Annotated in this window: 14 protein-coding genes and 1 tRNA gene; 8 read left to right on the top strand and 7 right to left on the bottom strand. The window is 55.4% G+C overall.

Annotation, left to right across the window (positions count from 1 at the left end; translation table 11 throughout):
• Nucleotides 1–57: 57 nt before the first annotated feature.
• The 3 genes from ACILP4_RS08000 (at nt 58) to ACILP4_RS07990 (ending at nt 5,024) form a co-directional block, all read left to right on the top strand.
• Complete coding sequence (locus ACILP4_RS08000; RefSeq protein WP_395620206.1) at nt 58–2,682, top strand: ribonuclease E/G; 2,625 nt, start codon at nt 58–60, stop codon at nt 2,680–2,682.
• A gap of 109 nt (nt 2,683–2,791) precedes the next feature.
• Nucleotides 2,792–4,159, top strand: coding sequence for a M48 family metalloprotease (locus tag ACILP4_RS07995; RefSeq protein ID WP_395620205.1), 1,368 nt, complete (start codon nt 2,792–2,794; stop codon nt 4,157–4,159).
• Nucleotides 4,160–4,199: 40 nt separating this feature from the next.
• The gene (locus ACILP4_RS07990) at nt 4,200–5,024 is read left to right on the top strand and encodes a DsbA family protein (protein WP_395620204.1); all 825 of its coding nucleotides are present in this window, start codon (nt 4,200–4,202) and stop codon (nt 5,022–5,024) included.
• Here ACILP4_RS07990 and ACILP4_RS07985 read toward each other — a convergent pair whose 3' ends face one another.
• Nucleotides 5,025–5,711: an RlmE family RNA methyltransferase gene (locus ACILP4_RS07985; RefSeq protein ID WP_395620203.1), complete on the bottom strand. Its 687-nt coding sequence runs from the start codon at nt 5,709–5,711 to the stop codon at nt 5,025–5,027.
• Between the two features lie 3 nt (nt 5,712–5,714).
• Nucleotides 5,715–6,806: a Ppx/GppA phosphatase family protein gene (locus tag ACILP4_RS07980; RefSeq protein ID WP_395620202.1), complete on the bottom strand. Its 1,092-nt coding sequence runs from the start codon at nt 6,804–6,806 to the stop codon at nt 5,715–5,717.
• 261 nt (nt 6,807–7,067) lie between these two features.
• Between ACILP4_RS07980 and ACILP4_RS07975 the strand changes: the two genes are divergently transcribed.
• Nucleotides 7,068–7,141 (top strand) — tRNA-Gln (locus tag ACILP4_RS07975).
• A 283-nt stretch (nt 7,142–7,424) separates the two neighbouring features.
• Nucleotides 7,425–8,177, top strand: a complete 753-nt coding sequence (locus tag ACILP4_RS07970) for a ferredoxin--NADP reductase (RefSeq protein ID WP_395620201.1) — start codon at nt 7,425–7,427, stop codon at nt 8,175–8,177.
• Between the two features lie 16 nt (nt 8,178–8,193).
• Here ACILP4_RS07970 and ACILP4_RS07965 read toward each other — a convergent pair whose 3' ends face one another.
• From ACILP4_RS07965 to ACILP4_RS07955, 3 genes are all read right to left on the bottom strand, one after another.
• The gene (locus ACILP4_RS07965; RefSeq protein ID WP_395620200.1) at nt 8,194–8,919 is read right to left on the bottom strand and encodes a hypothetical protein; all 726 of its coding nucleotides are present in this window, start codon (nt 8,917–8,919) and stop codon (nt 8,194–8,196) included.
• A gap of 34 nt (nt 8,920–8,953) precedes the next feature.
• Entirely contained in the window at nt 8,954–10,162 is a 1,209-nt protein-coding gene (locus tag ACILP4_RS07960; RefSeq protein ID WP_395620199.1) for a toxic anion resistance protein, read from the bottom strand.
• 83 nt (nt 10,163–10,245) lie between these two features.
• Nucleotides 10,246–10,950, bottom strand: coding sequence for an arylesterase (locus tag ACILP4_RS07955; protein ID WP_395620198.1), 705 nt, complete (start codon nt 10,948–10,950; stop codon nt 10,246–10,248).
• 42 nt (nt 10,951–10,992) lie between these two features.
• Between ACILP4_RS07955 and ACILP4_RS07950 the strand changes: the two genes are divergently transcribed.
• Both ACILP4_RS07950 and ACILP4_RS07945 read left to right on the top strand, forming a co-directional pair.
• Nucleotides 10,993–11,664: an ABC transporter ATP-binding protein gene (locus ACILP4_RS07950; RefSeq protein WP_395620209.1), complete on the top strand. Its 672-nt coding sequence runs from the start codon at nt 10,993–10,995 to the stop codon at nt 11,662–11,664.
• A complete protein-coding gene (locus ACILP4_RS07945) occupies nt 11,661–14,171 on the top strand; it encodes an ABC transporter permease (protein WP_395620197.1) in 2,511 nt (836 codons plus the stop codon). The genes ACILP4_RS07950 and ACILP4_RS07945 overlap by 4 nt, the downstream gene beginning before the upstream one ends.
• On the opposite strand, the gene ACILP4_RS07940 is transcribed toward ACILP4_RS07945, so the two are convergent.
• On the bottom strand, nt 14,166–15,233 hold the full coding sequence (locus ACILP4_RS07940) for a bile acid:sodium symporter family protein (protein WP_395620196.1): 1,068 nt from the start codon (nt 15,231–15,233) through the stop codon (nt 14,166–14,168). The two genes, ACILP4_RS07945 and ACILP4_RS07940, sit on opposite strands and share 6 nt — an antisense overlap.
• A gap of 39 nt (nt 15,234–15,272) precedes the next feature.
• Here ACILP4_RS07940 and typA point away from each other — a divergent pair, with 39 nt between their 5' ends.
• Nucleotides 15,273–17,093 carry a translational GTPase TypA gene (typA, locus tag ACILP4_RS07935; protein WP_395620208.1) on the top strand — a complete coding sequence of 607 codons (1,821 nt, stop codon included), beginning with the start codon at nt 15,273–15,275 and terminating at the stop codon, nt 17,091–17,093.
• A gap of 59 nt (nt 17,094–17,152) precedes the next feature.
• Here typA and ACILP4_RS07930 read toward each other — a convergent pair whose 3' ends face one another.
• Nucleotides 17,153–18,364 (bottom strand): NAD(P)/FAD-dependent oxidoreductase, encoded by a 1,212-nt coding sequence (locus ACILP4_RS07930; protein ID WP_395620195.1) that lies wholly within the window; start codon nt 18,362–18,364, stop codon nt 17,153–17,155.
• Between the last annotated feature and the right edge of the window lie 22 nt (nt 18,365–18,386).

The following is an 18,386-nucleotide window of genomic DNA, read 5'->3' as shown; positions in this document are numbered from 1 at the left end:
ATGAAGCGAGCGGCCTTCGGCTAACAATCGGCTGCCGTGCTCGCTGGAGTAAATTACATGACAACGCGTATGCTTATCGACGCGCGTCACCGGGAAGAAACCCGGGTCGCAGTCGTAACAGGAAACCGGATTGAGGAATTCGATTTTGAATCGGCCGAGCACAAGCAGCTCAAAGGCAATATCTACCTCGCAAAGGTAACCAGGGTCGAACCATCGCTTCAGGCGGCTTTCGTCGATTATGGCGGCAACCGGCATGGTTTTTTGGCGTTTGCCGAAATTCACCCTGATTATTACCAAATCCCTCGGGAAGACCGCGAGCGGTTGTTGGCTGAAGAAGCTGAAGCCGCGGCTGAAGAAGCTGCACTGCGTGAGCAAGAAGAAGAGGAAAGCGATGAGCCTTCCGATATCATGCAGGGTTCAGCAGAACGTGACGACGACGTAACTGACCTCATTGAGGTCGATAGCGACGACAGCATCGACACCATAGACATAACAGAGGGTGAAGAACCCGACCTGAGCGGCAATGGTGATGACATCGACGAAAACGAACGTAGCGGCAATCAAGGTGAAAACGGTCGCAACAACCGTCGCCGTCGCGGACGTGGCGGACGAAATGGCGAAGGCCGCGCACCAAAGGCGAGTGACGAAGTGCGCGCAAAGCGCATGAACTTGCGCCGCCGGTACAAAATTCAGGACGTCATTCATCGTCGTCAAGTTTTGCTCGTTCAAGTCGTTAAGGAAGAACGCGGAAACAAGGGTGCTGCGCTCACGACGTATCTGAGCCTTGCAGGCCGTTATTGCGTCTTGATGCCAAACACGTCGCATGGCGGTGGCATCAGCCGTAAAATCCACAGCGCCGCCGATCGCAAACGTTTGAAGACCATTATTTCTGATCTTACGTTGCCATCGACAATGGGTTGCATCATCCGGACCGCCGGACTTGCCCGGACGAAGCCTGAAATTAAGCGTGACTTTGATTATCTGGCCCGGCTGTGGGACGAAATCCGTGAACGCACCCTGCGCGGTGCCGCGCCCATGCTGATCCACACCGACAGCGACCTTATCAAACGCGCCATCCGCGACATCTACAATAAAGATATTGATGAGGTGTTCGTTGAAGGGCCTGACGGGTATAAGGCCGCCAAGGACTTTATGAAGCTGCTGATGCCGAGCCACGCAAAGCGTGTACAGCATTATGCGGATCCTGTTCCCTTGTTCCAACGCTATCACGTCGAAGATCAGTTGAACGCAATGTATCAGCCGGTCGTACAATTGAAGTCGGGTGGCTATATTGTTATCAATCCGACCGAAGCATTGGTCTCGATCGACATCAACTCAGGCCGTTCGACCAAAGAACATGGCATTGAACAAACCGCGCTTTCAACCAATTTGGAAGCCGCGCGGGAGATTGCCCGTCAGTTGCGTTTGCGCGATATGGCTGGCCTCGTCGTCATCGACTTCATCGATATGGAGCATCATTCGAACGCACGCAAAGTCGAGCGTGCAATGAAAGAAGCTTTGAAGCATGATCGCGCGCGCATTCAAGTTGGTCGTATTTCCAGCTTTGGCCTGATGGAAATGAGCCGTCAGCGTCTGCGCACCGGCGTGCTGGAGGCATCGACACGCGAATGTCCGCATTGTGAAGGCACTGGCTTAGTCCGCACCGCGTCGTCGGCGGCGCTGTCCGCGCTGCGTCTTATTGAGGACGAAGCGGCAAAGGGTCAAGGCAACCAGATCGTGCTGCAAGCAAGCCAAGAGGCAACCATCTATTGCCTTAACAACAAGCGTGCCGAATTGGCTGCGATCGAAGATCGCTACCATGTCCGCGTCCTGATTGTCCCCAATGGCGAAACTGAAGGCGCAAAGCTTGCAGTTTCCAGCTCCGGCCCACGCCCAGAGCGTCCGGTCGAATTGCCGCCGATCATCGATCTCGACGATGACGACATTGACGATGTTGTCGATGAGTTCGACGATGAGGCCGAAGAAGCCGAAGAAACTGCACGCGAGCCACGTCGCGCCAGAGAAGATCGTCCACGCGAAGAAGGCGAAGGCGGCGAAGGTCGCAAACGCAAGCGTCGCCGTGGCCGCCGCGGCGGCAAGGGTCGAGACCGTGATGGTCGTCCTGAAGGCGAGGATGCAGTTGCTGGTGAAAATAAGCCAACTGCGGAACGTTCCGAAAGCGACGATTTAGGTCAAACATCTGAAGCCGATGCGGAAGCCAAACCAAAAGCACGTCGTGGACGTCGCGGTGGCAGAGGTCGTGACCGTCTGGAAGCCGGCGCTGATGGCATTTCTGAAGCGTCAGCACCAACTGAATCCGAAGCTCCTGCAGTCACGGAAGTAGCGCCAGAAGTTGACGCGAAGCCAAAGCGTCGCAGCCGCGCCAAGCCAAAGACTGACGCGGTTGATATTGTAGCGACCAGTGCGCCTGTAGTGGCTGACGAAGCCCCTGCCGCAAAGGTAAAGGCTCCAGCCAAACCACGTGCCAAGGCAAAGGCAACCCCGCCTATGACGGAAACAGCAGCCGAAGAAACTGCGGAGGCGCCAAAGGCCAAAGCCAAGGCACCACGCAAGAAAGCTGCCGCAAAAGATGCCGCGAAAGATGTAGCATCCACGGAAGCGGACGGTGGCCCCGATGACGGCACGCCACGCACTGGTTGGTGGCAACGCACCTTCGGTTAAAAGTAAAGTCTTTCGAAAAAATAAAACCCCGCGGGTAACTGACCGGCGGGGTTTTGTTTTGTCAATTTTCTTCATTGCGCGTTCATGCTGTTCAGGCCATTCACCTGACATGGAAATTTTCACATTTCGTCTGGTCCGGTCAGCGTTCACCCTGTTTCTTGCAGTTTTGATCTCTGTGCAGCCAGCCATGGCGCAGTCTATTTTACGCGATGCAGAGACAGAAGCCTTTTTTAAAGAGATTTCCGCGCCGTTGATTGAGGCGGCGGGGCTTGACCCCAAAAATGTCGACATCATCCTGATCAACGACAAGTCCATCAACGCCTTTGTCGCTGGCGGCCAAGCAGTATACCTTCACAGCGGCTTAATCGACGCCGCAACTACCGCAAATGAGGTCCAAGGCGTGATAGCGCATGAACTTGGCCATATTGTCGGCGGCCACGTTGTGCGCTTCGATGAGGGCGTTTCTGCCGCAAGCGGTATCAGCATCGCGAGCCTTATTCTTGCAGCGGCGGCCATCGCGGCGGGTGCAGGAGAGGCCGGCATGGGCATATTGTCGGCGGGGCAACAAGCCGCAATGGGTAAATTCTTGGCCTATAGCCGTGGGCAAGAAGGCACTGCGGATGCGTCAGGTGCCCAATATCTGTCCAAGGCCGGGATAACAGGCCGTGGCTCCATCAATTTTTTCAAAAAGCTTCAGAATTTTGAATTCCGCCTCGGCATCCCACAAGAGGACAGCTATGGGCGAACCCACCCTTTATCAGGTGAACGCATATCGGTGCTGGAGGATACATACTCAGCAGACCCTGCCTGGAACGCGCCGTTAAACCCCAAATGGGAAAGTGATTTCAAACGCGTTAAGGCAAAGCTGACAGGCTATCTCGCCGACCCAACAGCTACGATGCGTGATTACCCTGAATCGGACAAATCGGTGCCTGCCCGCTATGCGCGCGCTTATGCTTGGCACAAGTCAGCTTATCCGCAAAAGGCCCTGGATGAGTCATCCGCCCTTGTATCTTCCGCGCCCGAGGATCCGTATTTCCTTGAACTGCATGGCCAGATTTTGTTGGAATCTGGTCGTCCCGCAGATGCGATTGCACCATTGCGCAAAGCGGTAAACCTAACCGGCAACCAACCGTTAATCGCCGCAATATTCGGACATGCTTTGATCGCTACGGAAGACAAAACGCAGCTTGATGAAGCTGCGCAGGTGTTGAAAGCCGCCGTCACCAAAGACAACCAAAACCCATTTGCATGGTATCAGCTTGGCGTCGTCTATGCCCAAAAAGGCGATACGGCGCGCGCTGCATTGGCCAGTGCCGAACGCTATATGATGGAAGGCGCGCCACAATTTGCGTTGTCCAATGCGCAAACCGCAATGGCTGGTTTGCCGGAATTCTCGCCTGATTGGATCCGGGCGCAAGATATCAATATGGTGGCCGAGGCCAAGCTAGCACAGTTGAAGAAGCGCCGCCGCTAAAAAGCTAGCAGAATAGGCGCGGTGCGGCTAATCAGCCTATATGAACGAACAAGCGTCAACCCGACAGATTATCATCGCAATCATCGGTGCGGGATTAGCTATCTTGCTTGCTTTGACCGCCTATATTTTCTGGCCGAGCGCGGGCACAGATCGCCCTTCTGATACGACATCTGTCTCCGAAGATGCAGCGAAATCTGCCGATGATGCGGTTGCTGCTGCAGGCATGTCACCCGCGCAACGCAAGGCGACAGAGGCTTTGGTGAGAGCCTATATCCTCGAAAATCCGGAAATCATCACGGACGCTGTCGCCATTTTGCAGCAACGTGATGTCGCAAAGCGTTTGGCGGCGGCAGGCAACCAAATCGCCAAACCCTTCCCCGGCGCGGAGGCAGGTAATCCAAAAGGCGACGTCACGATTGTCGAATTTACCGACTATAATTGCGGATTTTGCCGGGCAAGCTTGCCCGATGTCCAGCGTCTGTTGAAAAGCGATGGTAATATCCGCTTGGTCTATCGCGAATTGCCGATACTCAGCCAATCCAGCCGAGATGCAGCCTTATGGGCGCTTGCGGCCGCGCGCCAAGGCAAGCACAAGGCATTTCATGATGCATTGTTTGCAGGTGGCCGCGCTGATGCAGCGAACATAGCTGCCGCAGCACGCAAGGCAGGTCTTGATATGGCCGCAGCCCGAACCTTCGCGGCATCACCGCAGGCAAACCAAGAGATCGAGCGCAACTTGGCGCTTATGCAGCAAATCGGCTTCAACGGTACGCCGACATTCATCATCGGTGACCAGATATTGGAGGGCGCCTTGGGTTATGACGCTCTGAAAACCGCAGTTGAAAAGGCGCGTGCGAAGGGCTGACTAGCCCTTTTTTCCTTGCGCAATCACATACCATTCCACTGAACCCTTGCGGCTTGCCGGTGGCTTTGCGTGTTTGACCGTATTGAAATTCGTTTTAAGTATGTTCAACATCGCAGGATCGGTGCCGCCTGCAAACACCTTGGCAACAAAATCACCGCCCGGTACCAGGACCTTGATTGCAAAATCCACGGCTGCTTCGACGAGGCCCATGGTGCGCAAATGGTCGGTCTGCTTATGCCCGACGGTATTCGCTGCCATGTCAGATAAGATCAGGTCTGGCGCGCTGCCAAGTTCAGCGATCAACCGGTCTGGCGCGCTATCATGCATGAAGTCCATCTCCAGCAGAATAACCCCCTCAAGCGGGTCAACTGGCAATAGATCAATGCCGACAATGGCTGCTTTTGGTTGCTGCCGGCGCACTACCTGCGCCCATCCGCCCGGTGCAACACCCAAATCGACGACCGCCTTTTTACCGCGCAAGATGTGGAATTTTTCGTCGAGTTCAACCAGCTTATAAGCTGCACGGCTGCGATAGCCTTCGCCATGCGCGCGCTTAACATAAGGGTCGTTCAACTGACGCTCAAGCCACCGGGTTGACCCCGCCGTCCGCCGTTTTGCAGTCTTGACTTTCTGCTTGCCGGCCAGTGTCCGACCCGAATTTTTACCACCAAAAAGATTGTCTGCCATAGCTCAATTCCGCCGATTACGGCGCTTGGCGTCGCTGGCCATCAGCGCACGCAATATACCTTCGCGAATGCCGCGATCTGCCACGCCCAACCGTTCGCCAGGCCATATATCGAAAATGGATTCCAATATCGCACAACCGGCCACCACCAAATCGGCCCGCTCATGGCCAATAGTGGGAAATTCTGCCCGTCCTTCTATGTTGCGACGTGCCAGTTCGCGGCTGATATCGCGCATAGCAGAAGTCTGGAGATGCAATCCGTCCACGGCACGACGGTCATAGCTGCTAAGCTTCAGATAGACACTAGCGAGCGTTGTGACAGTCCCGGATGTCCCCAACAGACGCCGATCGCCACCGTCTTCGGGCAAGCGGGCCGCAAAGTCGGCGAAACTGGCCATGACTTTGTCGCGCATCGCTTGGTAGCTCGCCCTCAATTGTTCCGGACTGTCGCCCTCTGTGCGTTCGCTTTCGGTGAGCGAGACGACGCCCCAGGGCACGCTTACCCAATCGAGAATTTCAGGAATGACGTTACTTGTCGAAACAAGAACCAGTTCGGTTGAGCCCCCACCAATATCAAAAATCAGTGCCGGCCCTTCACCATCTTCTAACAGGGCGTAGCAACCCATCACAGCCAGCCGCGCCTCTTCCTTTGGGCTGATGATATCAAGATGGATGCCTGTCTCTCGCTTCACCCGCTCGATAAACTGTGCCCCGTTTACCGCCTGACGGCAGGCTTCGGTCGCAACAGAACGCGCGAGCACCACATTACGTTTTTTTAGCTTCTCGGCGCATACTGTCAGCGCTTCCACCGCACGGTCCATAGCCTCCTCGCTCATGCGGCCGGTGGAGGTCATCCCCTCACCCAGACGTACAACGCGCGAAAACGCATCAACTACGGTAAAATCATCGCCACCCGCGCGCGCGATTAGTAATCTGCAATTGTTGGTACCAAGGTCAAGAGCGGCGTAAGCGGTGCGTTCAAGCCAATTTCGATGCAAGGCGGGGTCATTACCCTGCGCATTGCGCTTCGCAACCCGTTGTGACGCATTTGCGACTTCGGGACGCACTGCGCCATTGGCCGAAGCCTGCTGCAGCATTGCAGCCTTGGGTGCCGCATTTTTGCGACGAGGCGGCCTTTTACGTTTTCGCCCGCGTCCGTTTTGCGGCGATGGCGCGACATTTTCGCCCATAGCCGATAACTCACTTCTGATTTTCTAGCCGGTCGGATGTGCCGCCGGTACCTGACAGCTATGCTACTCGCAGAGTGACAAAGATTCAAGATTTTTGAACACCCCCGCAGCCGCCCGATTCAGCGGGTTGACCGGACATAGTCACGGGCATATACGCCCACCCCTTGCTCCCCGGTCGTCTAACGGTAAGACTACGGACTCTGACTCCGTCTATTGAGGTTCGAATCCTTACCGGGGAACCAAGTTAAAACGCGCGAAATCAGCCTGTTTCAAAACCTTCATTTTCTCTGTTATTACTAATCTCCAAATAGGGTTCTGAAACAAATTCTGCGATACCCACGCTTGATGCGGCATGCGTATTGGTAAGACCTTGATGTGGCTTTTCGCTTCTCATGACCCACCATATTTGGCCTTGATTTCACAAACAGCCCCAAAAAGAAGGCTGGCTTTTGACGATAAAAGAAATGACCCTATTGTAAATTGCTACATTGCCGTCAAAGAGCGCCCTGAATTATGGAGTGAATAATGGCATTTTCGACTGTTAAGGTTTTGACCACGCATCATTGGAACAAGGGGCTGTTTTCCTTTTCAGTGTCACGGCCTGCGTCATTCCGCTTTGTCAGCGGACAATTCGTGATGATTGGTCTTATGGTGAATGATAAGCCGTTAATGCGTGCTTATTCCATGGCCTCGCCATTTTGGGATGAATCGCTGGAATTTTTAAGTATCATTGTTCCCGATGGTCCGCTCACGAGCCAATTGTGCAAAATCCAACCTGGCGACGAAATCCTTTTGGGTGCCAAACCAACTGGCACGCTGACGCTGGACGCTCTGCTGCCCGGAAAGCGGCTGCATTTGATTGGAACTGGAACGGGATTGGCCCCGTGGATGTCGATCATTCGCGATCCCGAGGCGTATGAACGCTATGAAAAGATAACCGTTCAGCACACCGTGCGACAGGTCGAGGATCTGGCGTTTCGCGATGTACTGGAATCTCAACTTGCGGATGATCCTCTGGTTGCGGACGAGGCAAAGCAGAAGCTGATATATGATCCTTCAGTCACCAAATGCCCGACATGGACTGACGAAAATCGCCGCATCACGCAGCGCATTGCGAGCGGCGATTATCCTCTCGATCCAGAATTTGACCGCGTCATGCTCTGCGGCAGCATGGCAATGATCAAGGAAACAGGGGCGTTGCTGGAAAGCCTTGGCTTCACCGAAGGCGCACAATCGCAACCCGGTACTTATGTTCTGGAACGCGCGTTTGTAGGCTAGGCCGTGAATGGCTGGCTTAGCCGCCCTGCCCATTTGTGCCGGCATTATCATAGCGCATTTCAAGATAACGGCCACGCACGGCAAGCTTATCCAGCTCTCCACGTGCGATTTGCCCGGTCATAGTCTCAATTTCGCGATCAATGGTCTTTAGTCCGTCAACAAGCTGTTGCGCGGGTGTTTTTCCTGCATGCTCTTTGTGTTTCAGGCTGTCGGGGATTTTCTTATAGCCATTAATAAGTTCAGGTAGATGTTCGCCCACCAGCTTGCGCACTTCGCGCGCCGCCGGGTCATTTTCGTCCAACGTCTGCAATTGCGGCGCGAGTTGGTCCAATCGCAAGCCAATATCCTGCACCAAGGTAACTGCGGGTGCTGGCAAAGCCGGGCGCTGCGCCTCCAACCATATTTCAGTTTTTCCGGCCAATGTCGCGATATCCGTGATGCGCAAGCTCTCTGCAGTAGGCATGGGCATTTCGGGGTAGCGCATCAGCACATAAGCCGCCGCCGCGCCGACAATACCGGTGATCATCACACCCCAAAATCCGATGCCATCAATGATAGCACCGATTATGCCGGCACCGATCAATACCACGCCTACGGCGACCACAGCCTTACTCAGCTTGCCCCAAAAATGCGCACGGCGCAGCGCCCGCGACTTGGAACCAATTGGCTTCATCCGCACATTGCGCAACGACCGCGCCGCCGCGTTGAGGGTTTCGTTCGCGTTGGATGCTGGGCTGCTCATGTCACAGAATCAACCACGAATGGGTATTGCACTATCACCCCTCTAACGCCGCCAGCAAACCGCTGTCCTGCGTTTCCGTTAACGCCTGCGCCTGACCTTCCGCGCGGGCAATATAGCCCTTAGACTTTTCGACCTCTTTCTCCAGCGCTTCTGATGTCTGCTTCATGCTGTCGAGCGCCTTCAGCTTGAAGGTATCGATAGCGTCCATCGTGTCATATATATTCTGAAACGCACGGCTTAATGTTTCCAATGGAATGGTCGACGCCGCCGCCTGTTCATGGATACGCCCCGTATTATCCCGCAGCAATTGACCCGTACTATCAATGATATTGGCTGTCGTGGTGTTCAGCGATGTAATTTGGTCCAATACCAGCTTCTGATTGGTCATGGCTTGCGCCACCGTGACCGCCGTACGCAGCGCGCCTACGGTCGTTGTCGATGCACGGTCTACGCCCTTCACCAACTCCACATTATTCTTTTTCACAAGATCAAGCGCGAGATAGCCTTGCACTGTCACGGCCATTTGGGTCAGCAAATCCTGCGTCCGCTGACGCACATAAAACAATGCGCTTTCCTTGATCGCACGCGATTTGGCAGGGTCGGACAACTCTAGTTCCGCAGCTTTCTCTTCCAGCTTTGCATCCAGCTGCTTGGACATGACGATCATTTGTTCCAGCCTGCCCATGGCAACCCAGAGATTTTGGCGCTCTACATCAATGGCAGCATTGTCCATCAGCAGCTCGTCCTTACCGTTACCAAGCCGTCCGAGGATCGAGCTGATATGCGTTTGCGAACTTTGATAGCTGTCGAAATAATTGCGTAGCTTATTGCCAAAGGGAATGATGCCAAACAGCTTCTGCTTAGTCATCAGATTGCCCTTTTTGGAAGGGTCCAAATCCTCAACAACGCGGCGCAATTCGGCTAAATCCGCTCCAACGCCAGATTGTTCATCCATGCGACGGATGGGCTTGTCCAAGAAGCGGTTCGACTGCGCCGACGCCTCCATGATTTCTTTGCGGCCCATGTTGGTTAGCTGGTCAACCCGCTTACCAAATTCAGGACTGTTGACGTCCTGCGCAATCAGGTCAGCGACATAAGCCTCAACACGCTGTGCCAGCTTGCTTTGCTGCTCATCGGTTACCGGAACCAGCCCCATCGCCTGTTGCGGGGTTACCGTCGGCACAGGGTCCGGCGGTGTAAGCTTCAGCTCTTGCGCGGCCTGGGTTGCGGTTTCAGTCGACATCGCCAAAAATCCCTCTGTCATTGGTTAGGAAATCAGATGGAACCTGTGCCTGTCCATTTCAAGCACTTCCGTTCCAAGCTGTATTATTTTTCTAATACAGTGTCACCTTGTTGCTTCAAAGCAGCTTCGACTAGCGGGTATAATCCTTCGACAACCCGCGACACGCCTTTGGCATTAGGATGAATGTTATCCGGCAGCATTAACGCCGCATCCGTTACTACGCCATCGAGGAAAAAGGGATAAAGCGACGCATCATATTTGTCGGCAAGCGCCGGAAAAATCCCGTTGAAAGAATTGACATAATCTGCGCCTAGATTTGGCGCGGCCAACATACCAGTCAACACCACAGGAATGTCACGACGTTTCAATTCGTCCATCATCGCGGTCATATTCGCCTTGGTTTCTGCAGGTTTGATCCCGCGCAACATGTCATTGCCGCCAAGGCCAAGCACGACCAAGTCGGGTTTTCGGTCCAGATTATCGAGCACGAAGGCCAGGCGTGTTTTCCCGGCCGCTGTGGTGTCCCCCGACACGCCGGCATTGTGCACCCGCGCATTAACGCCATCGGCCTGCAATGCTGCCTGCAATTGCGGTGCAAGCCCTTCATTCGGCGAAAGGCGATATCCAGCGTAAAGGCTGTCACCAAACGCCACGACCAATTGATCATATTGCGCAACCTTTGCCGTTTCCCGAACTTCGGTCTTATTTTCTGCTACAGGATTAGACCCGCATCCCGACAACCCTTGGATTGCGACACATAACGCCCCATATACCCAAAAACTTCTCATAAGGATTTTTCCTTGCACGCTCCAGTCACTCAGAAAACGGATATGGCAATCCGCGCGGCAAATGTCACCCTTAGCCTTGGCAGCAACGACGCATCCGTGTCGATTTTACGCGGCGTAGACCTTGAGGTGCCCTATGACAGCAGCGTTGCGTTGCTCGGGCCATCAGGATCCGGCAAATCTTCTTTGATGGCAGTGCTGGCCGGGTTGGAGCAAGCTAGCGGCGGTACCGTCCTCGTCGATGGTCTCGATTTTACGAAGCTGGATGAAGACGAACTCGCCCGGGCACGACGCGGGCGCATCGGCATTGTGTTGCAGGCATTTCACCTGCTGCCTACCATGACCGCACTTGAGAATGTCGCGATCCCCCTAGAGCTGGCTGGTCTGGAGGATCCATTTGGTCGCGCACAAAGCGAACTTGAAGCGGTTGGCCTTGGTCACCGGCTCACGCATTATCCCGCCCAATTGTCCGGCGGCGAACAGCAACGCGTCGCTATTGCCCGCGCCATGGCGGCAGGGCCGAAGATTATCTTTGCCGATGAACCAACGGGCAATTTGGATGGGTCCACAGGCACTGCCATTGTCGACCTCTTGTTCGATCGCCGCGCCGCGTTGGGCGCAACTTTATTGATAATCACCCACGACCCCGAACTTGCGCGCAAATGTGACCGCGTGATTTCGATGCAAGATGGCCATGTGGTGGAGAGCGCGGCTTGAGCCTCTCCCTCGCTGCGATTTGGCGCATATCCCGCCGAGACTTGTCCGCGCGTATTCGTGGGCTCCGATTGCTAGCGATTTGCCTGTTCCTGGGCGTTGCGACGCTCGCGGCCATTGGCAGCTTGACCGCGGGCATAGCCGATGAACTGTCACGGCGTGGTCAGACGATCCTTGGTGGCGATGTCGAAATCGGGATCGCGCAACGCGAAGCAACGCAGGCCGAAATGGCCGCTATGCGCAAAGCGGGCGCAGTCTCCGAGACCATCCGTTTGCGGGCGATGGCCATAGGCACGCAAATCGGTGGTGACAGCCTGCTTGCAGAGTTGAAGGCCATCGACCGTATCTACCCACATTATGGTGCCTTAACCTTGCGCGATGGCGGTATGGTCAAAGCACCAGCCAAGAGCGAAATTTACATTGGGCCGACCTTATCCGAACGGCTCGATATCGACACTGGCGGCACTGTCCGCTTTGGTGAGGCGACATTCAAGGTCGCAGGCATCATTGCCGAGGAACCTGATCGCTTGGGTGAAGGCTTTACGCTTGGTCCAGTGGCTATCATCAACATGCGGTCTTTGCCAGATACCGGCCTGATTCAGCCAGGCAGCATGTATGAGGCAAAATACCGCATCAAACTGGCTACGAACGAAGACGCCGCTGCTGTCGCAAAAGCGCTGGAGGCGCAGTTTCCGTCGGCAGGTTGGGACATAACAGATCGCTCCAATGGCGCACCCGGTACAAGGCGCTTCATTGAACGCATGGGCCAGTTCCTGACGCTTGTCGGCCTTGCCGCCTTGGTCATCGCGGGCATTGGCGTCGGCAATGGCGTGAGCAGCTACCTCGCCAGCAAGCGCGCCAGTATTGCAACATTGAAAGTTACCGGCGCGGACAGTGGAACGATATTCCGCATTTATATGCTGCAAATCCTGACCGTTACCGCCGGCGCAATTATCGCTGGCCTCGCGGTGGGCAGTGTCATGCCGATGGTCATTGGCTGGGTCGCTGGGGACATTCTGCCCGTCGCGCCGGGCTTCAACCTGCACCCTTTGCCGTTGCTCGTCAGCGCGATCTACGGCCTTTTGATCGCCATTGCTTTTGCTTTGCCGCCCTTGGCCCGCGCCCGCAATGTGCCTGCCGCCGGGCTATTCCGCGCAATTGTGGAAGGCAATGCGCGTATCGACCGCCGCAGCGCCATCTGGGTGATTGCGGCCATCGGCGCGATCATTGCGCTTGCGGTGGTAACTGCACGAGAGCCCTTGTTCTCGCTCGCCTTTATCGGCGCAGCCTTTGGCCTGCTGTTGCTGCTCACGGGCATCGCTTGGTTGCTGCGCTTTATTGCCTTGCGCCTGCCACGGCCAAAGGCGCCCCTGCCGCGCCTCGCGCTCGCCAACCTGCACCGCCCCGGCGCGCAGACGCAGGCCTTGGTTGTGGCGCTTGGCCTTGGCCTCACCTTGTTTGTGACGCTCGCGGCCATTCAAACCAGCATCAACAATGAGATCAAAAACAGCGTCCCTGAACGCGCGCCAAGCTTCTTTGCTTTGGATATCCCGCGCGACGGCGCAGCTCAATTCACGCAAATGGTGCAGCAAGCCGACCCCAAGGCCACCATCAATTTGATACCCGCCTTGCGCGGCACTATCGTCGAATTTGGCGACCAACGCGTCGATCAATTGGAAGAGCTGCCCGAAGGCGCGTGGATCCTCAACGGTGATCGCGGACTGACCTATAGCGGCGCTTTGCCCAATGGCAGCGAGATTGTCGCAGGCAGTTGGTGGCCTAAGGATTATAGTGGACCCGCCCTAGTCAGCCTTGAGGCAGAAGCCGCCAAAAGCTTAGGTGTGAGCGTGGGCGATAGCTTGACCATCAGCCTGCTTGGTGTCGAAGTTCCCGCCAAAATCGCATCCTTGCGTACCGTCAAATGGGACAATTTTGGCCTGAATTATGTGATGGTGTTTTCGCCGGGAAGCTTGGACGCCGCGCCCCACAATATGGTGGCAACATTGACGGTGTCCGCGCCAGCCGAGCGCATATTGGCAAAATCAATTCCGCCCGCATTCCCATCTTCGTCGCTGATTGAGGTAGGCGAGGTCACGGCACAGATCACAATATTGCTGACCCAAATGGCGCAAGCCATTGCCGCTGCCGCATCCATCGCCATCTTGGCCGGAATTGCCGTTCTCGTTGGCGCTATCGCTGCTGCACGCCAGTCGCGCATCTATGACAGCGTCATCATGAAAATGCTGGGCAGCACAAGACGGCAAATCTTGGGCGCGCAGGCTTTGGAATATGGCATCTTAGCAGTGGTACTTGGTTTATTGTCGCTGTTGCTCGGTATGTTGGCCGCTTATTATGTCGTGGTCGAGATATTCGACTTCAGCTTTATGCCGGATTATTCGATACTGGCGTTGACGCTCGTTGGCGGCGCTGGATTGACTTTTGTGTTGGGCATCGTTGGCTCGCTCCCCATTTTGGCGGCACGGCCTTCTGAAGCACTCCGGAGCTTATAAGTCTTGTCGTAACCCATCCTTCGCAAAATGCGTGGCCAGCGGTGCAGACAAGATCAACTGCGCCATATGATAGATCAGCGTTGGCAGCAGGACCATTCCGGCAATTGCGGGTGGAAATATCGTTGCGGCTAGCGGCGCCCCAATTGCGATGCTTTTCTGCGCACCCGAAAACAACATCGCAATTCGGTCGCCGCGCGGTAGCTTCATACCTGCCCCCAAAGCCCAAGCTCCGCCAAAACCAACGAGCAGCATTACCGACAAAGCCAATGCCAGCCACGCAAGCTCATCGCCGCGCACGATGCTCCAGATACCCGCCACAACTGCGCCTGAAAATGCCACATAGACCGCAATGGCAATCGAGATGCGGTCCATCCACGTCGCCAGATCCTTGTTTTGGTCTACCCACGGTTTGCACCAACGCTGCGCTATTTGGCCGAGCGCGAATGGCAGGAGCAGGATGAGTGCGATACGCCCAATCGCTTCGCCTGAAATATTTGCCTCCCCCACATGCGCCAACACCGCCAAAAGCAAAGGCGACAGGACAACACCGATCAGATTGACCAAAGCGGCCGCAACAACCGATGCCGCGACATTCCCTTTGGCTAAAGCGCAATAAGCCGAAGCCGATTGCACGGTAGACGGCAGGATACCTGTAAACAGCAACCCCAAGGCAAGTGTCGGAGGTAAGATATTGTCGAAAACATAAGACAGGGCCAATCCGGTGGCAGACATTACGCCAAATACGAAAAGGAAAATCGCCCCCTGCAACCGCCAATTGCGTATGCCATTCATCACTTCATGTCGCGGCAATCGCACGCCGTTTAGGAAGAACAGCATGAATATCGCCGCCAGTGAAATCCATGATGCGATCTCTGCCGCCGCGCCCCGCACGGGTAAGACGCTCGCCAACAATATGGTGGCGAGCAGCAGCATGACAAAGCGATCAGCGAAGAAACGAGCGAACATCATTGTGCTTTGACCGTTGCAATCACCTATTGCAACACCAGCGATGTTGCGCTGCAGCGTGTATTGCGTTAATGGCCCGCGAGAATCTGGTGGCATGTGGCCGCTATGAAGACCTTCCAAAAGGCCCATTTCCAAATGTCATTGCGTAACATCGCCATCATCGCGCACGTCGATCACGGCAAAACCACCCTTGTTGACCAACTGTTTCGGCAGTCGGGTACCTTCCGCGAAAATCAGCGCATCGAAGAGCGCGCGATGGATTCGAACGATCTCGAAAAAGAACGCGGCATCACTATTCTTGCCAAGTGCACCTCGGTTGAATGGAATGATACCCGCATCAACATCGTCGATACACCGGGCCACGCCGACTTTGGTGGCGAGGTTGAGCGTATCTTGTCGATGGTCGATGGCGTTATTTTGCTCGTCGATTCTTCCGAAGGCGCGATGCCGCAAACGAAGTTCGTAACCGGCAAGGCGCTGGCTTTGGGCCTTCGCCCAATCGTCGTTGTCAACAAGGTCGACCGCCCTGACGAGCGGATTCAGGAAGTGTTGGACGAAGTGTTTGATCTGTTCGTGTCGCTCGATGCAACGGATGAGCAGCTCGATTTCCCTGTGCTCTATGCCTCGGGCCGCAACGGTTATGCATCTACTGATCCAAGCGCTCGCGAAGGCACGTTGACGCCGATGTTTGAAACCATCGTCAGCCATGTGCGCGAGCCTAAGGCAGATGCGGACGGCGAATTCAAAATGCTTGTCACTTTGCTGGACCGCGACAACTTCCTTGGCCGTATTCTTACTGGCCTCGTATTGTCGGGCACAGTCAAGGTGAACCAGCAAATCCATGCGCTGAACCCAGACGGAAAAATCGTTGAAAGCGGCCGTGCATCTAAGATCATGTCGTTTCGTGGACTTGAGCGCGTTCCTGTCGAAGAAGCCAAGGCTGGCGACATTATCTCCATTGCTGGTATGACCACGGCTACCGTGGCCGACACCATTGCCGAGCCAACAGTGACTGAACCGCTTCAGGCGCAGCCAATCGATCCACCAACATTGTCGATGCGCTTTTCGGTGAACGACAGCCCAATGGCTGGCCGTGAAGGCACCAAGGTTACGAGCCGCATGATCCGCGACCGCTTGATGCGGGAAGCCGAAAGCAACGTAGCGGTCCGTATCACTGAGGCGGAAGACAAGGACAGCTTCGAAGTCGCTGGTCGTGGCGAACTTCAATTGGGCGTTCTCATCGAAACCATGCGCCGTGAAGGCTTTGAACTGGGAATCAGCCGCCCACGCGTGCTTTTCCGCGAAGACGAAAATGGCCAAAAGACCGAGCCTTATGAAACTGTCGTCATCGACGTTGATGATGAATATTCGGGCACCGTCGTTGAAAAAATGGCCGTGCGTAAGGGCGACCTTACCGACATGCGTCCATCAGGTGGCGGCAAGACGCGTATCACCTTCAGCGCACCATCACGCGGCCTGATTGGCTATCATGGCGAATTCCTGTCCGATACGCGCGGCACTGGCATTATGAACCGCCTATTCGAAAAATATGGCCCACATCGTGGCACTATTGAAGGCCGCAAGAACGGCGTCCTGATTTCCAACGGTGCGGGTGAAGCCGTTGCTTACGCCCTTGGCCCATTGGAAGAGCGCGGAATTCTGATGGTTTCGCCAGGTGAAGCCTTGTATGAAGGCATGATCATCGGCGAAAATGCGAAGCCAGATGACCTTGAAGTCAATCCGATGAAATCGAAGCAGCTGACGAACTTCCGTTCGACCGGCAAGGACGACGCCATTCGCCTCACCCCGCCTAAGCGCCTGACGCTTGAGCAGGCCATTGCCTATATCGATGACGATGAAATGGTTGAGGTAACGCCCAAGAATATCCGCTTGCGCAAGCGCCTGCTTGACCCGAATGAGCGGAAAAAAGCATCGCGCGCCAAACAGGCGGCATAATGAAAAGGGCGTCGATTTCGGCGCCCTTTTTCTTTGGGCAGGGCCTTAAGGTCGGAACCCTAAATGGCTTCGCCTGCCGCGACACCGCTGGCCCACGCCCATTGGAAATTATATCCGCCCAGCCAACCCGTGACGTCCACCGCCTCGCCTACGCAATATAACCCCTGCATTTTCTTTGCTTCCATCGTCTTTTGCGACAGTCCATCGGTGCTGATCCCGCCCAATGTCACCTCTGCCTTGGCATAGCCCTCACTGCCATTGGGCACGAATGGCCAGTTGCCGAGTAGCGCACCCGCATCCACCAATTTCCGGTCGTTTTGGTCGGCGAGGTTGCCGAGTAGCCCAATTTTGGCAGCGAGCGCTTCGGCCAAGCGCGCAGGCAAGACGCGGTCCAATGTTGACCGCAAAGTGGCGCGTGGCCGTGCGCGTTTTTCTGACAGCAATAATTCGGTGGCATCGAAGGATGGTAGAAAATCAATCTCGACTTCGTCGCCCGGCCGCCAATAGCTGCTGATTTGGAGCACTGCAGGGCCGCTTAGGCCCCGATGCGTGAACAATGCAGCCTCACGAAATGCCGTCCTGCCATGCTTCGCGACAACTTCAGAAGACACCCCCGATAATTCGCGGAACAAGACATCATCACCGCCTAGCGTCAGCGGCACCAAAGCCGGTCGGGGCTCCACAATCTTCAACCCGAACTGTCGGCCGAGGTCATAGGCAAAGGCGGTGGCTCCCATTTTCGGAATGCTTGGGCCGCCAGTGGCGATGACCAATGCCGCGCCTTGCGCGCGCACGCCATTATAGGTGACATGATAGTCACTGCCGTCATGTGTCACTTCACCGACAGGCGCATCGAACACGAAATCGACGCGGCCGCCAAAGGCACCGGATTTGTCACATTCGGCCATCAACATGGCGACAATCTGCCGCGCGGAACCGTCGCAGAATAATTGCCCAAGCGTTTTTTCGTGAAAGGCAATGCCATGGGCGTGCACCAGATCGATAAAATCCTGCGGCGTATATCGGCCAAGCGCTGATTTTGCGAAATGCGGGTTGGACGACAAATAACGTTCCTGTGCGTGCGACGTGGTCGCATTCACATTTGTGAAATTGCACCGTCCGCCACCGGAAATGAGAATCTTCTTGCCGGGTCCCGTGGCGTGATCAATCACCAGCACGCGCTTTCCGCGTTGCCCGGCAGTCAAAGCACACATTAGGCCTGCACCACCGGCACCTAGGATAATCGCGTCGTAATTGTTTGAACTTGCCATTTCGTCCCCCTGCACTGCCTGC

The sequence above is a fragment of the Sphingorhabdus sp. genome (genome assembly GCF_044239045.1).
In the GTDB taxonomy this organism is placed as follows: domain Bacteria; phylum Pseudomonadota; class Alphaproteobacteria; order Sphingomonadales; family Sphingomonadaceae; genus Sphingorhabdus_B.
Note: the sequence above shows the minus strand (reverse complement) of the source record. Positions and strands in the feature narration are given on the sequence as shown.